Below are 16462 nucleotides of genomic sequence, written 5' to 3'. Positions count from 1 at the left end.
TGCGCCTACGCCACCGTCACAGCACCCCGATCATGCTGGCGACCAGGGGGTGTCGCACGATGTCGCGTTCGGCCAGACGCACCACGGCGATGTCGTCCACCGCCTCCAGCCGCGCGGAGATGTCGGCCAGGCCCGAGACGCCGGGCAGAAGGTCCGACTGGTGCGGATCGCCCGTGACCACCATGGTCGAGTGCCAGCCCAGCCGCGTCAGCAGCATCTTCAGCTGGACGTAGGTGCAGTTCTGCGCCTCGTCGACGACGATAAAGGCGTTGTTCAGGGTGCGCCCGCGCATGTAGCCGATCGGCGCGATCTCGATCAGCCCCTCGGCCATCAGCGCCTTGACCCGCTTCATCGAGAGCCGATCCGACAGGGCGTCGTAGAGGGGGCGCAGATAGGGGGCCAGCTTGTCCTCCATGTCGCCGGGCAGAAAGCCGATCGATTCGCCGGCCTCGACCGCCGGGCGGCTGAGGACGATTCGGCCGACCTTGCCCGCCTCCAGCGCCTCAACCGCCTTGGCGACCGCCAGATAGGTCTTGCCGGTGCCCGCCGGCCCCAGCGCCATGACCAGATTGTGCGCGTCGATCGCCTCCATCAGCTCGGCCTGGCCGTCCGATTTGGGCTTCAGCGTCTTCAGATAGGCCTGGTCGCGGTCATCGTTCGACGGATAGGGCGACCAGCCCGGTCGGGCCTCCGGCCCGTGCAGCCGCCGAACCTTCGATTCCTCCATGAACTCACGCGAATCGAGCAGGCCGTGCTCGCGAGACTGACGCCGGGTTGCCGCACGCTTGGTCATGGACGCCTCCAGGGCATGAAAAAAGGCGGGCCCGAACGAGCGCCGCCTTGGATGGACGAGGGGAGGAAAGGCGTGGAAGCAGAGACGCCGCCCGGATCGCCGGGGACGAATCGGCCGGGGGCGAACCCCGGCGGCGAGCCGACCACGAACGGACCCAAATGCGTCACGCACACGCTCCGACTTCAGACCGGACCGGGCTTGATCCGGCTTCGGATCCAGGGCGACGCGAGGTCGCCTCGAATCACATCAACAGGATGATGCTAGCGTGGTTTGCAGACCCTTAAAGCGATATTCCGGTCACAAGCAGGAGACACCGCGATGACGATCTACGCCCTGGACGACCAGCAGCCGCGACTGCCGGCCAACGGCGAGGCCTGGATCGCTCCCACCGCCTCCGTGATCGGCAACGTCATCCTTGAATCGGGCGCCAGCGTCTGGTTCGGCGCCGTGCTGCGCGGCGACAACGAGCCGATCACCATCGGTCCCGACAGCAACGTCCAGGACGGCGCGGTGCTGCACACCGATCCGGGCTCGCCGCTGACGCTCGGGCGCGGCGTGACTGTCGGGCACAAGGCGATGATGCACGGCTGCATCGTCGACGATTACTCGCTGATCGGCATCGGCGCGGTGATCCTGAACGGCGTGCGTATCGGAAAGAACTGCATCATCGGCGCCAACGCCCTGATCACCGAGGGCAAGGTGATTCCGGACAACTCGCTGGTCATGGGCCAGCCCGGCAAGGTGGTGCGCCAGCGCGATCCCGATCAGATCGCCGTGCTGAAGATGTCGGCCGAGCACTATGTCGCCAACTGGAAACGCTACGCCGCTGGCCTTCGTCCTATCGCTTGAGGATGTCGCGGGCCCGGGCCGCGTCGAGGTCGATCTGCGCCTTCAGCGCCTCCAGCCCGTCGAACCGTTCCTCGCCGCGCAGAAAGGCGACGAACTCGGTCTCTACTGTCTGGCCATAGAGGTCTGCGTCGAAATCCAGCAACCAGACCTCCAGCAACGGCGTCTCCAGCGCGAACATCGGCCGCACGCCCAGGCTCGCGACGCCGTCGATGACCCGTCCGTCCGCCAGCCGCGTTCGCGTGGCGTAGACCCCGTAGGCCGGCCGCACATAGTCGCCCAGCGCTATGTTCAGCGTCGGCACGCCGATGGTGCGCCCGCGCTTGTCGCCGTGGATCACCTCGCCTTCGATGGCGAAGGGCCGCCCCAGGATCGCCGCCGCAGCGGCCATGTCGCCGGCCTTCAGCGCCGCGCGCACTGCGCTGGACGACAGCTTAAGCCCGTCCGCGCCGTCGCGGCGCCGAACGCTCGAGACGGAAAAGCCCATCGCATCGCCGTATCGCTTCAGCGCCTCGGGCGAGCCGGACCGGCCCTTGCCGAAGGTGAAGTCGAATCCGACGGCCGCATGGCGGACGCCCAAGCCCTCCGCCAGAACCTGACGCGCGAAGGCCTCGTCGCTCAGCCCGGCCATCTCGGCATCGAACGGCAGCAGATACAGCCGCTCCACACCCTGCGTGGCCAGCGCCCGCGCCATCTGGTCGATGCGCATCAGGCGAAATGGCTCGGCGTACGGCTGGAACCAGCGACGCGGATGCGGGTCGAAGCTGACGACGCCGAGCGGAGCACCAAGCCGTTCGGCCGCCGCCCTCGCCGCGGCGATCACCGCCTGGTGCCCCAGGTGCACGCCGTCGAAGGCGCCGATCGCCACGGCCGCTCCCTTCAGCGCCGAAGGCAGCCCGCGCCAGTCGCGGACGATCTGCATGGTCAGCGGGCGGACGGCTTGCGTCGGCGCGGCACGCGGACGACCGCGACGCCGTCCATGATAAGGGTCTCGCCGACGAAACCCTCGCAGCTCAGCTTCACCCGCGCGCTTTCCGCCTCGATCTCGATCACGGTGATGCGGATGCGCACCTCGTCGTCGATTCGCACCGGCTGGTGAAACGAAAGCGTCTGCGAAATGTAGATCGATCCCGCGCCCGGCAGGATGGTGCCCACCACCGCCGATCCAAACGAGGCGCTGAGCAGGCCGTGAGCGATCCGGCCGCGATAGGCGGTCTTGGAGGCGAAGCCTTCGTCCAGATGCACCGGATTGAAGTCGTCCGACGCCTCGGCGAACAGCCGGATGCGATCCTCGGTGGCGATGACGAGCTTCTCGGCGGCCATGCCGACGTGAAGTTCATCCAGGATATAGCCCCCGGACGGATGCTGCTGAACCAGATCGACCATCCGACAGGCCTTAGCGCCCGTGCGACAAAATGGCGAGCCTTTGCCGTTCGCGACTCACCACTTCAGGTCCAGCGTGGCGTAGCGGGCATAGGCGGTCTCGCCCTGCAGCAACTCGGCCGCCCTGGCCGCATCGAGCGCACCGTCGGCTCCGCGCGCCGCATCGCCATGGATGCCCTGCGCTACGAACAGGCAGTCGAGCCCCTGCGCATTGGCGCCCAGCACGTCCGTGACCACGCCGTCGCCGATGCACAGCACGCGCGAGCGATCGACCGGGCGCGCCAACAGGTCCTCGGCCTCTTTCAGAGCCAACTCATAGATCGGCCCGAACGGCTTGCCGGCCATGATCACGCGCCCGCCGAGGCTTTCATAGACGTCGGCCAGGGCGCCGCCGCAGTAGATGATCTGGTCGCCGCGCTGCACCACGCGGTCGGGATTGGCGCAGATCAGCTCCAGGTCCCGCGCGGCGCCCTCCGCCAGCCGCTCGCGATAATCCTCCGGCGTCTCGGTCGTGTCGTCCACCGGGCCGGTCACGGAGATGAAGGCCGCGTCCTCAACGCCTTGCGCCCGCAGCAGATCCAGCCCGGCGTAAAGCGGCGCGTCGCGTTCGGGCCCGACGATCCAGGCTGGACCGGGCGCGCGGCGTTCAAGCTCCATTCGCGTCGCGTCGCCCGAGGTGACAAAGGCGCGCCAGCTCTCTCGCGGCACGCCCAATGCATCCAGCTGCGCCACCACGTCCCTTGCCGGCCGCGGCGAGTTGGAGATCAGCACCACGTGCCCCGCCTCGCGGTTGAAGCGCGCCAGAGCCTCGCAGGCGTCCGGCCAGCTTTCGCGACCATTGTGGATCACGCCCCACACATCGCACAGCAGGATGTCGTAGTCGGCCGCGATCGCGCCGAGATGAGGCAGGGACGTGGGAAGGGTCATGGGCGTGACGTAGCGATTCACGCCCACAGGCGAAACCCCCTCCTCCCCATGGAATGGGGAGGAGGATCGGCGGCGAAGCCGACGAGGCGGAGGGGTGGGTGCGGCGGAAAGAACCCCTCCACCGCTGCGCGGTCCCCCTCCCCATGTGGGGAGGAGAAGATGATCCTACGCCCGAACCGCCCGCGACGCGTCGACGCCGAGGGCCTGGAGGGCGGCGGCGGCGATGTGGTCGGCGTTGAGGCCGGCCGCAGCGTACATGGCGGCGGGCAGGTCCTGATCCTGGAAGAGGTCCGGCAGGTGCAGGGTGCGAATCTTCAGCCCCGCGTCCAGCGCGCCCTGCTCGGCCAGGAACTGCAGCACGAAAGCGCCGAAGCCGCCCATGGCCCCCTCCTCCACCGTGATCAGGGCCTCGTGCTCGCGGGCCAGGCGCAGGATCAGCTCGCCGTCCAGAGGCTTGGCGAAGCGGGCGTCGGCGACGGTGGCCGAGACGCCGCGCGCCGACAGCAGGTCCGCGGCCTTTAGCGATTCCTGCAGGCGCGTGCCGAAGGACAGGATGGCGACCGAGGTCCCCTCGCGCACGATGCGTCCGCGCCCGACCTCGAGCGGGGCGGCCATGTCGGGGATCTCGACGCCGACGCCGTCGCCGCGCGGATAGCGGAAGGCGCTGGGCCGGTCGTCGATGGCGAGCGAGGTCGAGATCATGGCGGCGAGGTCCGCCTCGTCCGCGGCGGCCATCAGCACCATGCCCGGCAGCGCGCCCATGTAGCCGATGTCGAAGGAGCCGGCATGGGTCGCGCCGTCCGCCCCCACCAGACCCGCCCGGTCCATGGCGAAGCGCACCGGCAGCGACTGGATGGCCACATCGTGCACCACCTGGTCGTAGCCGCGCTGAAGAAAGGTCGAATAGATGGCGCACACCGGCTTCATGCCGTCGGCGGCGAGGCCGGCGGCGAAGGTGACGGCGTGCTGCTCGGCGATGCCGACGTCATAGGTGCGGTCGGGGAAGGCCTGGCCGAACAGGTCCAGCCCGGTGCCGGACGGCATGGCGGCGGTGATGGCCACCACCGACGGATCGGCCTTGGCGTGCTTGATCAGCTCGGTCCCGAAAACCTTGGTGTAGCTGGGGGCGTTGGAGACGGACTTGCTTTGCTTGCCCGAGACCACGTCGAACTTGACCACGGCGTGGAGCTTGTCGGCGCTGCTTTCGGCCGGGGCGTAGCCCTTGCCCTTTTGCGTCACGACGTGGACCAGCACCGGCCGGTCGTCGATGGCGGCGGCGTTGCGCAAGATCGGGACCAGATTTTCCATGTCGTGGCCGTCGATCGGCCCGATGTAGTAGAAGCCCAACTCCTCGAAGAAGGTGCCGCCGGTGACCATGCCGCGCGCATACTCCTCGGCCTTGCGGGCGACGTCGCGGAACGGGCGCGGCAGGTGGTCGGCCACCGATTTTCCGAAGCGGCGGACAGTCTGGTAGGTCCCGCCCGAAACCAGGCCCGCCAGATAGGCGCTCATGCCGCCAACCGGGGGCGCGATCGACATGTCGTTGTCGTTCAGGATGACGACCAGCTGCTTGGTCGTCTCGGCGGCGTTGTTCATGGCTTCATAGGCCATGCCGGCGGACATGGAGCCGTCGCCGATCACGGCCACGACCTTGTTGTCGTCGCCCTTCTGGTCACGAGCCGCACAGAAGCCGAGCGCCGCCGAGATGGAGGTCGAGGCGTGTGCGGCGCCGAAGGGGTCGTATTCGCTCTCGGCCCGCTTGGTGAAGCCGGACAGGCCGCCCGGCTGGCGCAGCGTGCGGATGCGGTCGCGCCGGCCGGTCAGGATCTTGTGCGGATAGCATTGGTGGCCGACATCCCAGATCAGGATGTCGCGCGGCGTCTCGAACACATGGTGCAGCGCGACCGACAGCTCGACCACGCCCAGGCCCGCGCCCAGGTGGCCGCCGGTGACAGACACGGCGTCGATGGTCTCGGTCCGCACCTCTTCGGCCAGCTGCTGCAGCTGCTTGACGGAAAAGTCGCGCGTGTCCGCCGGAACGCGGACGGTGTCGAGAAGCGGGGTGTCGGGCATCAGGCGCCTTGGTTCGGTCGTGTCGAGGCCGCCTTGGATGGCGGGCGTTTCCTTATCAGGACCTGCGTTTTAGCACGAAGTCCACGCTGGCCTTGAGGATTTCGGCGTCGCGGCCGAACGGATCGAGATGGGCGCGCGCCTGGTCGGCCAGGTGTGCGACCCTCTGACGCGCCGCATCAAGGCCCAGCAGGGTGACGAAGTTGGTCTTGCCGAGCGCCGCATCCTTGCCGCCGGCCGCCTTGCCCAACTCTTCGGTCGTGCCCTCGACATCCAGCAGATCGTCGACGATCTGATAGGCCAGGCCGATGTCGTGGGCGAAGCCCAGCAGGGCGTGACGATGGGCGTCGCCGGCGCGCGCTAGGATCAGCGGAATCTCGAAGGCGTAGGCGAACAGGGCGCCGGTCTTCAGCCGCTGCATGCGCGCCACGCCGCCCAGGTCATCGCGCACGCCCAGAAGGTCGATCATCTGCCCCCCGGCCATGCCGCGCGCGCCCGAAGCCAGCGACAGGCGCGCGGCCAGATCGCAGCGGATCTCGGCGTCCTCGTGCGTGTCCTCGTGCAGGATGATGTCAAAGGCGGCGGTCTGCAGGGCGTCGCCGGCCAGCACCGCCGTCGCCTCGTCATAGGCGCGGTGCAGCGTGGGTCGGCCCCGGCGCAGGTCGTCGTCGTCCATGCACGGCAGGTCGTCGTGCACCAGGCTGTAGGCGTGGACGCATTCCAGGGCGCAGGCGGCGCGCAGCACCGGCCGTTCCTCGATGTCGAACAGACGCGACGCCTCGATGGCGAAGAAGGGCCGCAGCCGCTTGCCGGGACCCAGCGCCGCATAGCGCATGGCCTCGGTCAGGCGCGATTCCGGGCCGTCCGCGCGCGGCAGAAGCTCGTCCAGCGCCACGGTGACCAGGTCAGCGACCTCCGACACGCGGTCCAGCACGGCCTGTTCGGGCGAGTTGGCGGCAAGCACGGCGACCATCAGAACAGCCTTCCGCCCAGCGGCGCGTCGCGGTCGACGCCGACCAGCACCACCTCGCCGTCAGCGTCCGGAAAGCCCAGCGTCAGCACCTCGCTCATGAACGGGCCGATCTGGCGCGGAGCGAAGTTGACCACCGCCGCCACCTTGCGGCCCACCAGTTGCTCGGGCGTGTAGTGGCGGGTGATCTGGGCCGAGGAGCGTCGCGTGCCGATCTCCGGACCGAAGTCGATGGTCAGCTTGTAGGCGGGCTTGCGTGCCTCTGGAAAGGCGTCGGCCGCCAGCACCTGGCCGATACGGATATCGACCTTCTGGAAGTCGTCAAACGCGATGCGGTCAGCGACCGGCGCCGCGCCCATCAGCCGAACTCCGCCGGTTGCACGCCTTTCGGCTGGCCGTCGGGACCGACCACGATCTTCTCGACGCGAAGCTGCGCCGCCTTCAGCCGGCTTTCGCAATGCGCCTTCAGCCGCGCCCCCTCTTCATACAGGGTGATGGATTCCTCCAGCGGCGCCTGGCCGGATTCGAGACGTGAGACGATGGTCTCAAGCCGCGCAAGGGCGTCCTCGAAACTCAGGTTGGAAGGCACGGAAGGGGCGGCGTCGCTCATGCCGCGACCCTAGTGGCGTGGCGGCGCAGGTTCAACGAGGATGTGTCGCCGCACCCAACGGCAACGTCTGTCGCGCCGGGGCGTTGGATGATGGCGTGAGCGGAGGCGAGCCGATGGCCCTGGAAGCGACCTGTCACTGCGGGGACACCCGAATCGTTCTGCCCGAGCATCCGACCCAGGCGGCGCGATGCAACTGCACATTCTGCCAGAGGACCGGCGCGGTCTGGGCCTACTATGACGTCGGCCAGATCGATGTGCGCGAGGACCGGAGCAGACAAGACTACGGCACCAACCCGCAGGTGGGACTGCACCACTTCTGCGGACGCTGCGGCATGCACACCTGGGGCGAGTCCGTCGACTGGAGCGGCGGCAAGGCCGCCCCGCAGGACGATGGCGGGGCGCCCCGCTACAGCAAGCACCAGGTCAACCTGAACCTCGTCGATGGACTGGACTGGTCCCGCATCGAGGTGGAGAAGATGAACGGCCGAACCGACTGGTAGGCGGTCTCAGCCCTTTTCGTAGCGGCGTTGAGACCAGTATTTGAAGCCCTGGTTATGCACCAGTCGCCAGCCGGCGGCCTTCAGGCAGCGGCCTACCATGTGGTTGAAATAGCCGTGGGCGAACACCAGCACGCTTTGACCGCCCTCGGCCCGGCGGATCAGCACCGCGGCGGCCTGACGTGCGCGCGCCTCGGCCTCCAGTCGGGTTTCTTGGCCGCCGTGGTGATTGAAGACGTGCCACCAGAAGCGCGACACGCCGCCCCAGTTGCGCGGCGACAGCCTGATCCAGTCCGGAAACGGCGGCGGCGGCAGCGGCGCCTCGATAAACAGGGCGTCGCTCATCACCTCGCGCCCGGCCGCAACGGCGCTGGCCGTCTCCTGCGCGCGCTGGCGGGTGGAGGCGTAGATGGCGCCGGCGCCCTCGGCGGCGGCCAGCAGGGCAGCGGGCGGCGTCTGGCCAGCGCGCAGACCCCCGACTTCGTAACGGCCCCACCATTCGCCGTACTCGCGCGCGCTGAGCCGGCACTTGCGCGACAGGGCGGGCTCGCCGTGCCGGGTCAGGATGATGGCGCCGGTGCGAGGCGCAGGCGGGTTCAGCACGGCCGGGAGCGCCGCTGGCGACGCGGGCGGCTCAGAGGACTGCAGGGACAGAACGGTGCTGGGCATGGCGAACGGACGAAACCTGAGGGCGTCAGGGCCTTGATCGTCCTTTAGTCCTCCCCCAACGCCTCTAAGTGGGCGACCGCCGAACGGCTCAACCCTTCAAGGTCGTAGCCGCCCTCGAGAGAGGAGACAACCATGCCGCCGCAGGCGCGTCGAGCCACTTCCAGCACCGCGCGCGTCGCCCAGGCGAAATCCTCCGGCTCCAGCGACTGATGCGCCAGGGGATCGCGGCGGTGCGCGTCGAAACCGGCCGAGATCAGGATCAGATCGGGGCGGAACGCCTCAAGTGGTCCCATCAGCCCGCCGGCAAAGGTCGCGCGCCATGATTCGCGCGCGGCGTGCGGCGGCACCGGCGCATTGACGATGTTGTCGACGCCGATCTCGTCGGGCGCGCCCGTGCCGGGATAGAGCGGCATCTGGTGAATGGAGGCCAGGAACAGGCTGTCGTCGGCCTCGAACGCCGCCTGGGTGCCGTTGCCGTGGTGCACGTCGAAATCGACCACGGCGACGCGGGCGAACCCCTCCGCCTGGGCGACGCGCGCGGCGACCGCGACCGAGGAAAACAGGCAAAAGCCCATCGCGCGGTCGGGCTCGGCATGGTGGCCGGGCGGGCGAACGGCGGCAAAGGCGCGCTTCATCTCGCCCCGCGCCACGGCCCGCACCGCATCGACGGCGGCGCCGGCGGCCAGCCGGCCCGCGCGCATGCTGCCCGGAGACAGCAGGGTGTCGGCGTCCAGCTGGTTCACGCCCTCAGCCGGCGACGCCTTCAGCAGGCGCGCGACATAGGCGGACGGATGCACCCGCTCCAGGTCCTCGACCGAAGCCTCGCCGGCGAATCGGCGATCCTTGCCGAGCCCTGCGTCGTCGACGGCGTCAAGGACGGCCTTCAGCCGGCCGGGCTTCTCGGGATGTCCCTCGCCGGTCAGGTGTTCCAGCATGTCGGGATGGGTGAACAGGGTCACGGGCATGACGACGACCATAGGGGCGGTGTGGCGGCTTGTCGCGCGCGGCGAGCGCCCCTAGAGCCGCAAGCATGACCGACGCCGCCATCCGCCCCGCCCGCCCCCAAGACGCCGAGGCGCTCGGCGTTCTCGGCCGCGAGACCTTTATCGACACCTTCGTGACGGGCTTCGGCATCCCCTACCCGGAGCCGGACCTGGGTGACTTCCTTCAGGCGAGCTTCAGTCCCCAGGTTGTCGCCACGAAGCTGGCCGAACCGGGCGCCGCCTGGTGGGTGGCCGAGCGCGACGGCGCGCTTCTGGCCTTCGCCAACGCCGGTCCGAACACCCTGCCCCACCCGGACGCCCGTCCCGCGCAGATGGAGCTTCGTCGCCTGTATGTCTCCAGGGCCGCGCAAGGCCTGGGGCTGGGCACGAAGCTGCTGACCCTGTCGCTCGACTGGATGGAGGCGCACACGGACGGCCCGCTGTGGATCGGCGTCTGGAGCGGCAATCTGAAAGCGCAAAGGCTCTACGCCGCCCATGGCTTTGAAAAGGTCGGCGAGTACCAGTATCCGGTCGGCCGCTGGCTGGACGACGAGTTCATCCTGCGGCGCGGATAGACTATGTTGCGCTCATGACCCGCGCCGAACTGCTGGAAAAGCTGCGCGAACTGAAGCCTTGGCTCGAGGAGCAGGGCATCGTCAACGTGCGCCTGTTCGGCAGCTACGCCCGCGACGAAGCCGGGCCGGACAGCGACGTGGACCTCATGGTGGAGATGACGAAGCCGCTGGGCTTTGACTTCTTCGGCATCGAGCGGCAGCTCGGCGACCGCCTTGGCCTGAAGGTCGAAATGGGCACGGAACGCTCCATGCACCGACTAGTGCAGCGCACCGCAGTACGTGACGCCATTGCCATCTAGGATGCTGGACAGGCTCCTTCTTGAGGAAATGATCGCCGCGATCGACGAAATCTCGGCGGAGATCGGCCATCTTCCCGCCGACGGCTGGCGGACGGAGAAGACAAAGGTGGCGGCCGTGTCCATGTATCTGGTTGTCGTTGGTGAAGGGGCGGCCAGATTGTCGCCGGGCATGCGCAGCCTTGCCCCCGACACGCCTTGGGAAGACATCGCCAATCTTCGTCATCGGCTGGCGCACGCCTATTTCCGCTCAGATCCGGAGATCGTCTGGGCGGCGGGACAGGTCCATGCGCCAGTGCTCAGGCAGACCGCCGCTCGGCTCCTTGGCGCCATCGATCAGGCCGACTGATGCTGCTCCCCTTCTTCTTCGCCCTGCGGGAGGCGCGGGTGCCGGTTTCAACCAAGGAGTGGCTGCATCTGATGCAGGCCATGGACCAGGACGTGGCCGGCCAGCGTGTGGAGGCCTTCTATCATCTGTCGCGGGCGGTGCTGGTCAAGGACGAGAAGCATTACGACCGGTTCGATCAGGTCTTCGGGCGGGTATTCGAGGGGATGGAGACGGTCGGGGGCGAGGACCTGACCACCGACCTGCCCGAGGATTGGCTGCGCCTGCTGACGCAGAAGCATCTGTCGGACGAGGACAAGGCGCTGATCGAGGCGCTGGGCGGCTTCGACAAGCTGATGGAGACGCTGAAGCAGCGGCTGGAGGAGCAGAAGGAGCGGCACGCCGGAGGCTCCAAATGGATCGGCACGGGCGGGACCAGCCCGTTTGGCCACGGCGGCTACAACCCCGAGGGCGTGCGCATCGGCGGGCCGGGCCGGCATGGACGCGCAGTCAAGGTCTGGGAGAAGCGCGAGTTCAGAAACCTCGACGACACGGTCGAACTGGGCACGCGCAACATCAAGGTCGCGCTGCGCCGCCTGCGCCGCTTCGCCCGCGAGGGCGCGGCCGAAGAATTGGACATGGACGGCACCATCGACGGCACGGCGCGCCAGGGCTGGCTGGACGTGCGGATGCGGCCAGAGCGGCGCAACACGGTTAAGGTGCTGCTGTTCCTGGACGTGGGCGGATCGATGGACGCCCACATACGGATGACAGAAGAGCTGTTCTCGGCCGCGCGCACCGAGTTCCGGAACCTGGAGTTCTTCTACTTCCACAACTGCCTGTACGAGGGCGTCTGGAAGAACAACCGCCGGCGACACGCAGAGCGCATTCCGACGTGGGATCTTCTGCACCGCTACAACGGCGACTGGCGCGCGATCTTCGTCGGCGACGCCACCATGAGCCCCTACGAAGTGTCGATGGCCGGAGGCTCGGTCGAGCACTGGAACGAGGAGGCCGGCGAGGTTTGGCTGCGCCGCGCGCGCCAGCAGTGGGGGCGATGCGCCTGGTTGAACCCGACGCCCGAGCGGCATTGGAGCTATGCCGCCTCCGTCGGGATGATCCGTCAGATCATGGACGACCGCATGTTCCCGCTGACGCTGGATGGGTTGGACCGAGCGATGCGGGCGCTGACGCGCTGAATGTGCTAGGGGTTTGGCGACACACAGTGCTGGGGAGCCTGTCATGATCGCCGCCGTCCTCGCCGTACTGCTTATGCAGCAGCCCGCCGCGTCTTCCGCCGGTCCGTTGCCGGAGTGGGCCAAAGCCGATCCCTTCGCGTTCGAGCGCGCGCGGTGCAGCGCCCTGGTCCGGGGAGAGACGCCGCTGAACGTGTGCCAGGCCCAGGTGCGGCGCCTGCTGGCCGACAGTCTGGGAGACGACCTTCCGTCGACAATGCGCGTCGCCGGGTCGGTGGACGACTGCCAGCGGCTGAGGGATGCGGCCGGCGGCTCGCCCTATGCGGTGCAATGCGGCGCGCGCCCCGCGACGCTCGCGACGTCGAACCTTCCGGTCGAACGCGAGTGCCGCAGCCGGCCGGATCGCAACGGCGGATTCACGAGCGAATGCCGCCCTATCGGTTCGACCGAGGAAGAGGGAGGGCTGAAGCTGCGCCTGTTCGGCGATCGAGACTGATCAGCATGCCAAAACGCCGCCCGATCGCTCGGACGGCGTTTGTTCAGCAGGCAAACCGGATCAGGTGCGATCGTCGCGCAGCGTGTCTTTGACGCCGCCAACCGCATTCTGGACCTTGCCGCCCATCTGGTCGGCCCGACCCTCGGCCTTCAGCTTCTCGTCGCCGGTGACCTTGCCGGCCGCTTCCTTGACCTTGCCGCCCATGTTCTTGGCGGCGCCTTCGATGCGATCGTGATCGGCCATGAGAAACTCCATTTCCTGGCGTCGCCAGAACAGCGCCGCCTTGTGAGCAGTAAAACGGCTCCGCTCTTCAAGAGTTCCCCGGACGCGCCTGCTGTGACCGAAGCCAGACCAGAACGGCCCAAGCGTGCGCCTCGTGACGAAGACTGGCGGCGGCCTCATTTGGATCGATCCAGACCAGCGTATGATCCGGCTCGGATTTGGCGGCGGGGTCTTCCTTGACGACCGACGCGGTCCAGAAGCCGGCCACATTGTTGACCGCCTCTCCCGTCGTCTTGACGAAATACTGCGACGCTTCCGCGATCCGCTCGGCCGGCGTGATCGTCAGGCCGGTTTCCTCGACGAACTCGCGCGCCAGCGCCTGCGGTTCGGTCTCGTCGCCGTCCAGCGCGCCGCCGGGCAGGTCGAAGTAGGGCCCCTCGCCGCGATCCACGCGCACGCAGGCCAGCTTGCCGTCGCACAACACGACACCAAACGCGGTGGGGCGCGCACGATAGTCGAGGTCGGGTTGTTTCTGGCCGAACTGGAGCATGCGCGCCTAACGCGCGAGCGCCCTAAAGGTCGAAGGCCAGGCGCGCACGCACGCCCTTGTGCGCCGGATCGAACTCCACCGCCGAGCGCAGGCCAGACGCCATGGCCGAGACGATCTTGGAGCCCAGCCCGGTCCCCTTGGGCGCGCCTTCGCCCAAACCGGGGCCGTCGTCCTCGACCGTCAGAATGGCGCGGCTGTCGCCATCGGGATGCAGATGGATGCGGATTTCGCCCATCTTGCCGGGCTCATAGGCGTATTTCACCGCATTGGTGACCAGTTCCGTGACCACCACGCCCAGCGACACGGCCTGGTCGGTGGTGACGTTCATCGGCCGCGCATCCAGCACAAGCCGCGGCGCCTCGCCGTCCCGTCCCAGTGACTTGGACAGTTCGTCCATCAGGCCGTCGAGATATTCGTCCATGGCGACCGTGGACATGTCGCCCGAGGCGTAGAGGCGGCGGTGGACGTGGGCCACCGCCTCGATCCGCGCCTGGGACTCGCGCAGCGCCGCGCGGGCGCCGTCGTCCGACAGGTGGCGCATCTGCAGCGACATAAACGACGACACCAGCTGCAGCGAGTTGCCGACGCGGTGATTGACCTCGCGCAGCATGGCCTCCGCGCGATCGCGGGCGCGGCGGATCTCTTCCTGGGCGGTTTCGTTCTCGCGCTGCAGCCGCCGACGCAGCAGGGCGTCCTCAAGCGCGGCGCGAAGCAAGGCGGTGAAATCCTCGGACACGTCCTTGATGACGTAGTCCGCGGCCCCGGCGCGCAGCGCGGCCACGGCGATGCGGCCTTCCTGCGCCCCGGTGACATAGACCACCGGCGGCGGCGCCGGCAGCGCCATGATGTCGGGCAGGACGTCCAGGCCGTCGCGCATCGGCATGTAGTGGTCCAGGGCGCAGATGTCGTATTCGCCTTCGGCCAACGCCTGAAGCCCCGCGTCGCCATCGGGCGCGCAGGTCACGGCGTAGCCGTGCCGTCCCAGCTCCTTTTCAACGAGACGCGACAGGCCGCGATCGTCGTCGATGTAGAGCAGGCGTATGGGCGAAGGGGCGTCCAAGGGCTGTTCGTTCGTCCCTATTCGATGACCGGCGCCTGCATCACCGACAGGAACAGGCCCAGCTGGCGAATGGCGTCGGCAAAGGACTCATAGTCCACTGGCTTGGTGATGTAGACGTTGCAGCCCAGGTCGTAGCAACGCTGGATCTCGACCTTGTCGTCGGTGGTGGTCAGCACCACCACCGGCGCGCGGCGCAGGCGCTCATCGCCCTTGACCCGTTCCAGAATGTCGGTGCCCGACATGTCCGGCAGGTTCAGGTCCAATAGGATCAGCAGCGGCCCGTTGGTCAGGATTTCCTGGCTGAACAGATAGTCCAGCGCGGCGCCGCCTTCGTCGAAGTGCGCGATCTCGTTGGAGATGTTGGCGCGGCGGATGTTCTTTTCGATCAGCTTGGCGTGGCCATGGTCGTCTTCGACCATGATGATCTTCACGGGTTGCGTCACAGGGCGGCTCCAGAATCCGGCAGGACGAGGCGTTTGGGGAATTTCAGCAGAAAAGTCGAGCCCTTGCCAAGCTCGGACTCCAGATCGATCTGTCCGCCCAGCCGTCGCACGCTGTTGCGCACAAAGGCCAGGCCGAGGCCCTCGCCCGTCCGATCCTGACGTCCGGCGCGGCGGAACAGCTCAAAGATGCGCTCATGATCACGCGGTGCGACGCCGCGTCCGTTGTCGGCGATCCGGTACACGATCCATCCGCCGGGGACGTCTTCGCCGCTGATCTCGATGCGGCCAGGCCGGCCGGCGTCCAGATACTTCACCGCATTGTCGATCAGGTTGCCGAAGATTTGCTCCATCGACAGCCGATCGCTGTCGATCGGGGGAAGCTCGCCCACCAGGATCTCGGCGTCGGCCGCCTCGGTCTGGTGGCGCACGCTGTCGGCGATGCCTTGAGCCATCACCGTCATGTCCAGCGTCTCGATGGCCAGGGTGCGGCGGCCTTCGCGCGACAGCTTCAGAATGGCGTTGATCAGCCGGTCCATCTTGGTGGTGGAGGCGCGGATAAAGCCGATGGCCTCGGGCACGTCCTCGCGCACCGCCTGCACCACCTCGGGATCGACGTCGCGCTCGGCCTCGGCGCGGGCGATGGCTTTGTCGATGGTGCGGCCGGCCTGCTCAAGCTCAGAGGTGTAGCCCATGACATTGACCAAGGGCGCGCGCAGATCGTGGCTGACGATATAGGCGAAGCGCTGGATTTCCTCGTTGGCGCGGGTCAGTTCGCCGGTGCGTTCCCGAACCTTGTCCTCGAGACTGGCGTTGGCGGCGTCCAGCGCCTCTCTCGCCGCCTGCATCTCCATCACATAGCGCCGCACCAGCCAGGCCGAGATGGCCCCCATGACCAGCACCAGCACTGCCGCAAGCGTGTTGATGACAATGGTGATCGCTCCGAGCCGCTCGGACGTCTCGACCCGATGCGCGATGCGCACGGACTTCAACTGATCAAAGGTGTCGATGTCGCTCCGGATCGAATCCATCAGCTGACGGCCCCGATCGCTGCGCACGATCTGGATCGCCGGACCGATGCGCCCCTGACGCGCGAGCGCGAGCGTGGAGTCCATCTCCGCCATCTTGGCGTTGACCGCGGTCTGAAGCCGCTCGATCGGCGCGCGAAGTTCAGCATCCGCATCGCCGCGGTGCAGGATCTCGAGCGCAGGCTCCAGCGTCTGGCGCGCGGCTTCATAGGGCTGCAGATATTGAGGCCGGCCCGTCAGCAGAAATCCGCGTTGCGCCGTTTCGGCGTCGATGACCGCGATCAGCACCGTCCGGGCGGCGCGGCGCATCTGCTGGGCGTCCTCGATCGAGTCGTTCACCTGCGCGGTGCGCCCGATCATCACAAAGGTGGCGACGTTGACCAGCAGCAGCAGCAGAAAGGCCCCGGCCAGGAGCGCACCGACCGATCGGCCCACGCTGGGCGTCCGCACGAAATCAGCGACGAGATGCAGGGCCTTGCGTGAGCGGGGGATCATGGAAGCTGCTTTAGCGGCCGCAAGCGTCGCC

The 16462-nt window shown here is 67.9% G+C and carries 22 protein-coding genes; 7 read left to right on the top strand and 15 right to left on the bottom strand.

Going from position 1 to position 16462, the window contains the following annotated elements:
• Window positions 1-16: 16 nt before the first annotated feature.
• A complete protein-coding gene (locus KY493_RS02280) occupies window positions 17-805 on the bottom strand; it encodes a PhoH family protein (RefSeq protein WP_219898278.1) in 789 nt (262 codons plus the stop codon).
• Window positions 806-1111: 306 nt separating this feature from the next.
• Here KY493_RS02280 and KY493_RS02275 point away from each other — a divergent pair, with 306 nt between their 5' ends.
• Window positions 1112-1642: a gamma carbonic anhydrase family protein gene (locus KY493_RS02275; RefSeq protein ID WP_219897387.1), complete on the top strand. Its 531-nt coding sequence runs from the start codon at window positions 1112-1114 to the stop codon at window positions 1640-1642.
• Here KY493_RS02275 and KY493_RS02270 read toward each other — a convergent pair.
• The 7 genes from KY493_RS02270 to KY493_RS02240 form a co-directional block, all read right to left on the bottom strand.
• A complete protein-coding gene (locus tag KY493_RS02270) occupies window positions 1632-2561 on the bottom strand; it encodes a bifunctional riboflavin kinase/FAD synthetase (protein WP_219897386.1) in 930 nt (309 codons plus the stop codon). The two genes, KY493_RS02275 and KY493_RS02270, sit on opposite strands and share 11 nt — an antisense overlap.
• A gap of 2 nt (window positions 2562-2563) precedes the next feature.
• Window positions 2564-3025 carry a MaoC family dehydratase gene (locus tag KY493_RS02265; RefSeq protein ID WP_219897385.1) on the bottom strand — a complete coding sequence of 154 codons (462 nt, stop codon included), beginning with the start codon at window positions 3023-3025 and terminating at the stop codon, window positions 2564-2566.
• Between the two features lie 54 nt (window positions 3026-3079).
• Complete coding sequence (locus tag KY493_RS02260; protein ID WP_219897384.1) at window positions 3080-3949, bottom strand: TIGR01459 family HAD-type hydrolase; 870 nt, start codon at window positions 3947-3949, stop codon at window positions 3080-3082.
• A gap of 165 nt (window positions 3950-4114) precedes the next feature.
• Window positions 4115-6025 (bottom strand): 1-deoxy-D-xylulose-5-phosphate synthase, encoded by a 1911-nt coding sequence (gene dxs / locus KY493_RS02255; protein ID WP_219898276.1) that lies wholly within the window; start codon window positions 6023-6025, stop codon window positions 4115-4117.
• A gap of 52 nt (window positions 6026-6077) precedes the next feature.
• A complete protein-coding gene (locus KY493_RS02250) occupies window positions 6078-6992 on the bottom strand; it encodes a polyprenyl synthetase family protein (protein WP_219897383.1) in 915 nt (304 codons plus the stop codon).
• A complete protein-coding gene (locus tag KY493_RS02245) occupies window positions 6992-7348 on the bottom strand; it encodes a tRNA-binding protein (protein ID WP_219897382.1) in 357 nt (118 codons plus the stop codon). The genes KY493_RS02250 and KY493_RS02245 overlap by 1 nt, the downstream gene beginning before the upstream one ends.
• On the bottom strand, window positions 7348-7599 hold the full coding sequence (locus tag KY493_RS02240) for an exodeoxyribonuclease VII small subunit (RefSeq protein ID WP_219897381.1): 252 nt from the start codon (window positions 7597-7599) through the stop codon (window positions 7348-7350). The genes KY493_RS02245 and KY493_RS02240 overlap by 1 nt, the downstream gene beginning before the upstream one ends.
• A gap of 95 nt (window positions 7600-7694) precedes the next feature.
• On the opposite strand from KY493_RS02240, the gene KY493_RS02235 reads away from it, so the two are divergent.
• Window positions 7695-8099 (top strand): GFA family protein, encoded by a 405-nt coding sequence (locus tag KY493_RS02235; RefSeq protein WP_219897380.1) that lies wholly within the window; start codon window positions 7695-7697, stop codon window positions 8097-8099.
• A 6-nt stretch (window positions 8100-8105) separates the two neighbouring features.
• Here KY493_RS02235 and KY493_RS02230 read toward each other — a convergent pair whose 3' ends face one another.
• Together KY493_RS02230 and KY493_RS02225 are read right to left on the bottom strand one after the other, a co-directional pair.
• The gene (locus KY493_RS02230) at window positions 8106-8765 is read right to left on the bottom strand and encodes a histidine phosphatase family protein (protein ID WP_219897379.1); all 660 of its coding nucleotides are present in this window, start codon (window positions 8763-8765) and stop codon (window positions 8106-8108) included.
• 44 nt (window positions 8766-8809) lie between these two features.
• Window positions 8810-9730, bottom strand: a complete 921-nt coding sequence (locus tag KY493_RS02225) for a histone deacetylase family protein (protein WP_219897378.1) — start codon at window positions 9728-9730, stop codon at window positions 8810-8812.
• A 65-nt stretch (window positions 9731-9795) separates the two neighbouring features.
• Between KY493_RS02225 and KY493_RS02220 the strand changes: the two genes are divergently transcribed.
• Genes KY493_RS02220 through KY493_RS02200 form a run of 5 tightly spaced genes read left to right on the top strand, consistent with a single transcriptional unit; the run spans window position 9796 to window position 12636 of the window.
• Entirely contained in the window at window positions 9796-10323 is a 528-nt protein-coding gene (locus tag KY493_RS02220; protein ID WP_219897377.1) for a GNAT family N-acetyltransferase, read from the top strand.
• Window positions 10324-10337: 14 nt separating this feature from the next.
• Window positions 10338-10622: a nucleotidyltransferase family protein gene (locus tag KY493_RS02215; protein ID WP_219897376.1), complete on the top strand. Its 285-nt coding sequence runs from the start codon at window positions 10338-10340 to the stop codon at window positions 10620-10622.
• A 1-nt stretch (window position 10623) separates the two neighbouring features.
• Window positions 10624-10968, top strand: coding sequence for a DUF86 domain-containing protein (locus KY493_RS02210; protein WP_219897375.1), 345 nt, complete (start codon window positions 10624-10626; stop codon window positions 10966-10968).
• Window positions 10968-12143, top strand: coding sequence for a VWA domain-containing protein (locus tag KY493_RS02205; RefSeq protein WP_219897374.1), 1176 nt, complete (start codon window positions 10968-10970; stop codon window positions 12141-12143). The genes KY493_RS02210 and KY493_RS02205 overlap by 1 nt, the downstream gene beginning before the upstream one ends.
• A 43-nt stretch (window positions 12144-12186) precedes the next feature.
• Window positions 12187-12636 carry a hypothetical protein gene (locus tag KY493_RS02200; protein ID WP_219897373.1) on the top strand — a complete coding sequence of 150 codons (450 nt, stop codon included), beginning with the start codon at window positions 12187-12189 and terminating at the stop codon, window positions 12634-12636.
• A 60-nt stretch (window positions 12637-12696) separates the two neighbouring features.
• On the opposite strand, the gene KY493_RS02195 is transcribed toward KY493_RS02200, so the two are convergent.
• From KY493_RS02195 to KY493_RS02175, 5 genes are all read right to left on the bottom strand, one after another.
• The gene (locus tag KY493_RS02195; protein WP_219897372.1) at window positions 12697-12879 is read right to left on the bottom strand and encodes a CsbD family protein; all 183 of its coding nucleotides are present in this window, start codon (window positions 12877-12879) and stop codon (window positions 12697-12699) included.
• Window positions 12880-12946: 67 nt separating this feature from the next.
• On the bottom strand, window positions 12947-13408 hold the full coding sequence (locus KY493_RS02190; RefSeq protein WP_219897371.1) for an NUDIX domain-containing protein: 462 nt from the start codon (window positions 13406-13408) through the stop codon (window positions 12947-12949).
• 22 nt (window positions 13409-13430) lie between these two features.
• Window positions 13431-14468 carry a sensor histidine kinase gene (locus tag KY493_RS02185; RefSeq protein WP_219897370.1) on the bottom strand — a complete coding sequence of 346 codons (1038 nt, stop codon included), beginning with the start codon at window positions 14466-14468 and terminating at the stop codon, window positions 13431-13433.
• A gap of 17 nt (window positions 14469-14485) precedes the next feature.
• Complete coding sequence (locus KY493_RS02180; RefSeq protein ID WP_255567973.1) at window positions 14486-14911, bottom strand: response regulator; 426 nt, start codon at window positions 14909-14911, stop codon at window positions 14486-14488.
• Window positions 14908-16431, bottom strand: a complete 1524-nt coding sequence (locus tag KY493_RS02175) for a CHASE3 domain-containing protein (RefSeq protein ID WP_219897369.1) — start codon at window positions 16429-16431, stop codon at window positions 14908-14910. Before KY493_RS02175 ends, KY493_RS02180 begins: the two co-directional genes overlap by 4 nt.
• Window positions 16432-16462: the final 31 nt, after the last annotated feature.

The sequence above is a fragment of the Brevundimonas sp. PAMC22021 genome (assembly GCF_019443405.1).
Classification (GTDB): domain Bacteria; phylum Pseudomonadota; class Alphaproteobacteria; order Caulobacterales; family Caulobacteraceae; genus Brevundimonas.
This window is presented reverse-complemented; position numbering and strand designations above follow the sequence as displayed.

What these genes read in the sequence shown, in the direction of transcription:
- KY493_RS02265 (WP_219897385.1), bottom strand. Translation starts at nt 3,025, where the DNA reads ATGGTCGATCTGGTTCAGCAGCATCCGTCCGGGGGCTATATCCTGGAT.
- KY493_RS02230 (WP_219897379.1), bottom strand. Translation starts at nt 8,765, where the DNA reads ATGCCCAGCACCGTTCTGTCCCTGCAGTCCTCTGAGCCGCCCGCGTCG.
- KY493_RS02240 (WP_219897381.1), bottom strand. Translation starts at nt 7,599, where the DNA reads ATGAGCGACGCCGCCCCTTCCGTGCCTTCCAACCTGAGTTTCGAGGAC.
- KY493_RS02275 (WP_219897387.1), top strand. Translation starts at nt 1,112, where the DNA reads ATGACGATCTACGCCCTGGACGACCAGCAGCCGCGACTGCCGGCCAAC.
- KY493_RS02175 (WP_219897369.1), bottom strand. Translation starts at nt 16,431, where the DNA reads ATGATCCCCCGCTCACGCAAGGCCCTGCATCTCGTCGCTGATTTCGTG.
- KY493_RS02260 (WP_219897384.1), bottom strand. Translation starts at nt 3,949, where the DNA reads ATGACCCTTCCCACGTCCCTGCCTCATCTCGGCGCGATCGCGGCCGAC.
- KY493_RS02270 (WP_219897386.1), bottom strand. Translation starts at nt 2,561, where the DNA reads ATGCAGATCGTCCGCGACTGGCGCGGGCTGCCTTCGGCGCTGAAGGGA.
- KY493_RS02220 (WP_219897377.1), top strand. Translation starts at nt 9,796, where the DNA reads ATGACCGACGCCGCCATCCGCCCCGCCCGCCCCCAAGACGCCGAGGCG.
- KY493_RS02195 (WP_219897372.1), bottom strand. Translation starts at nt 12,879, where the DNA reads ATGGCCGATCACGATCGCATCGAAGGCGCCGCCAAGAACATGGGCGGC.
- KY493_RS02245 (WP_219897382.1), bottom strand. Translation starts at nt 7,348, where the DNA reads ATGGGCGCGGCGCCGGTCGCTGACCGCATCGCGTTTGACGACTTCCAG.
- KY493_RS02200 (WP_219897373.1), top strand. Translation starts at nt 12,187, where the DNA reads ATGATCGCCGCCGTCCTCGCCGTACTGCTTATGCAGCAGCCCGCCGCG.
- KY493_RS02205 (WP_219897374.1), top strand. Translation starts at nt 10,968, where the DNA reads ATGCTGCTCCCCTTCTTCTTCGCCCTGCGGGAGGCGCGGGTGCCGGTT.
- KY493_RS02190 (WP_219897371.1), bottom strand. Translation starts at nt 13,408, where the DNA reads ATGCTCCAGTTCGGCCAGAAACAACCCGACCTCGACTATCGTGCGCGC.
- KY493_RS02210 (WP_219897375.1), top strand. Translation starts at nt 10,624, where the DNA reads ATGCTGGACAGGCTCCTTCTTGAGGAAATGATCGCCGCGATCGACGAA.
- KY493_RS02215 (WP_219897376.1), top strand. Translation starts at nt 10,338, where the DNA reads ATGACCCGCGCCGAACTGCTGGAAAAGCTGCGCGAACTGAAGCCTTGG.
- KY493_RS02225 (WP_219897378.1), bottom strand. Translation starts at nt 9,730, where the DNA reads ATGCCCGTGACCCTGTTCACCCATCCCGACATGCTGGAACACCTGACC.
- KY493_RS02250 (WP_219897383.1), bottom strand. Translation starts at nt 6,992, where the DNA reads ATGGTCGCCGTGCTTGCCGCCAACTCGCCCGAACAGGCCGTGCTGGAC.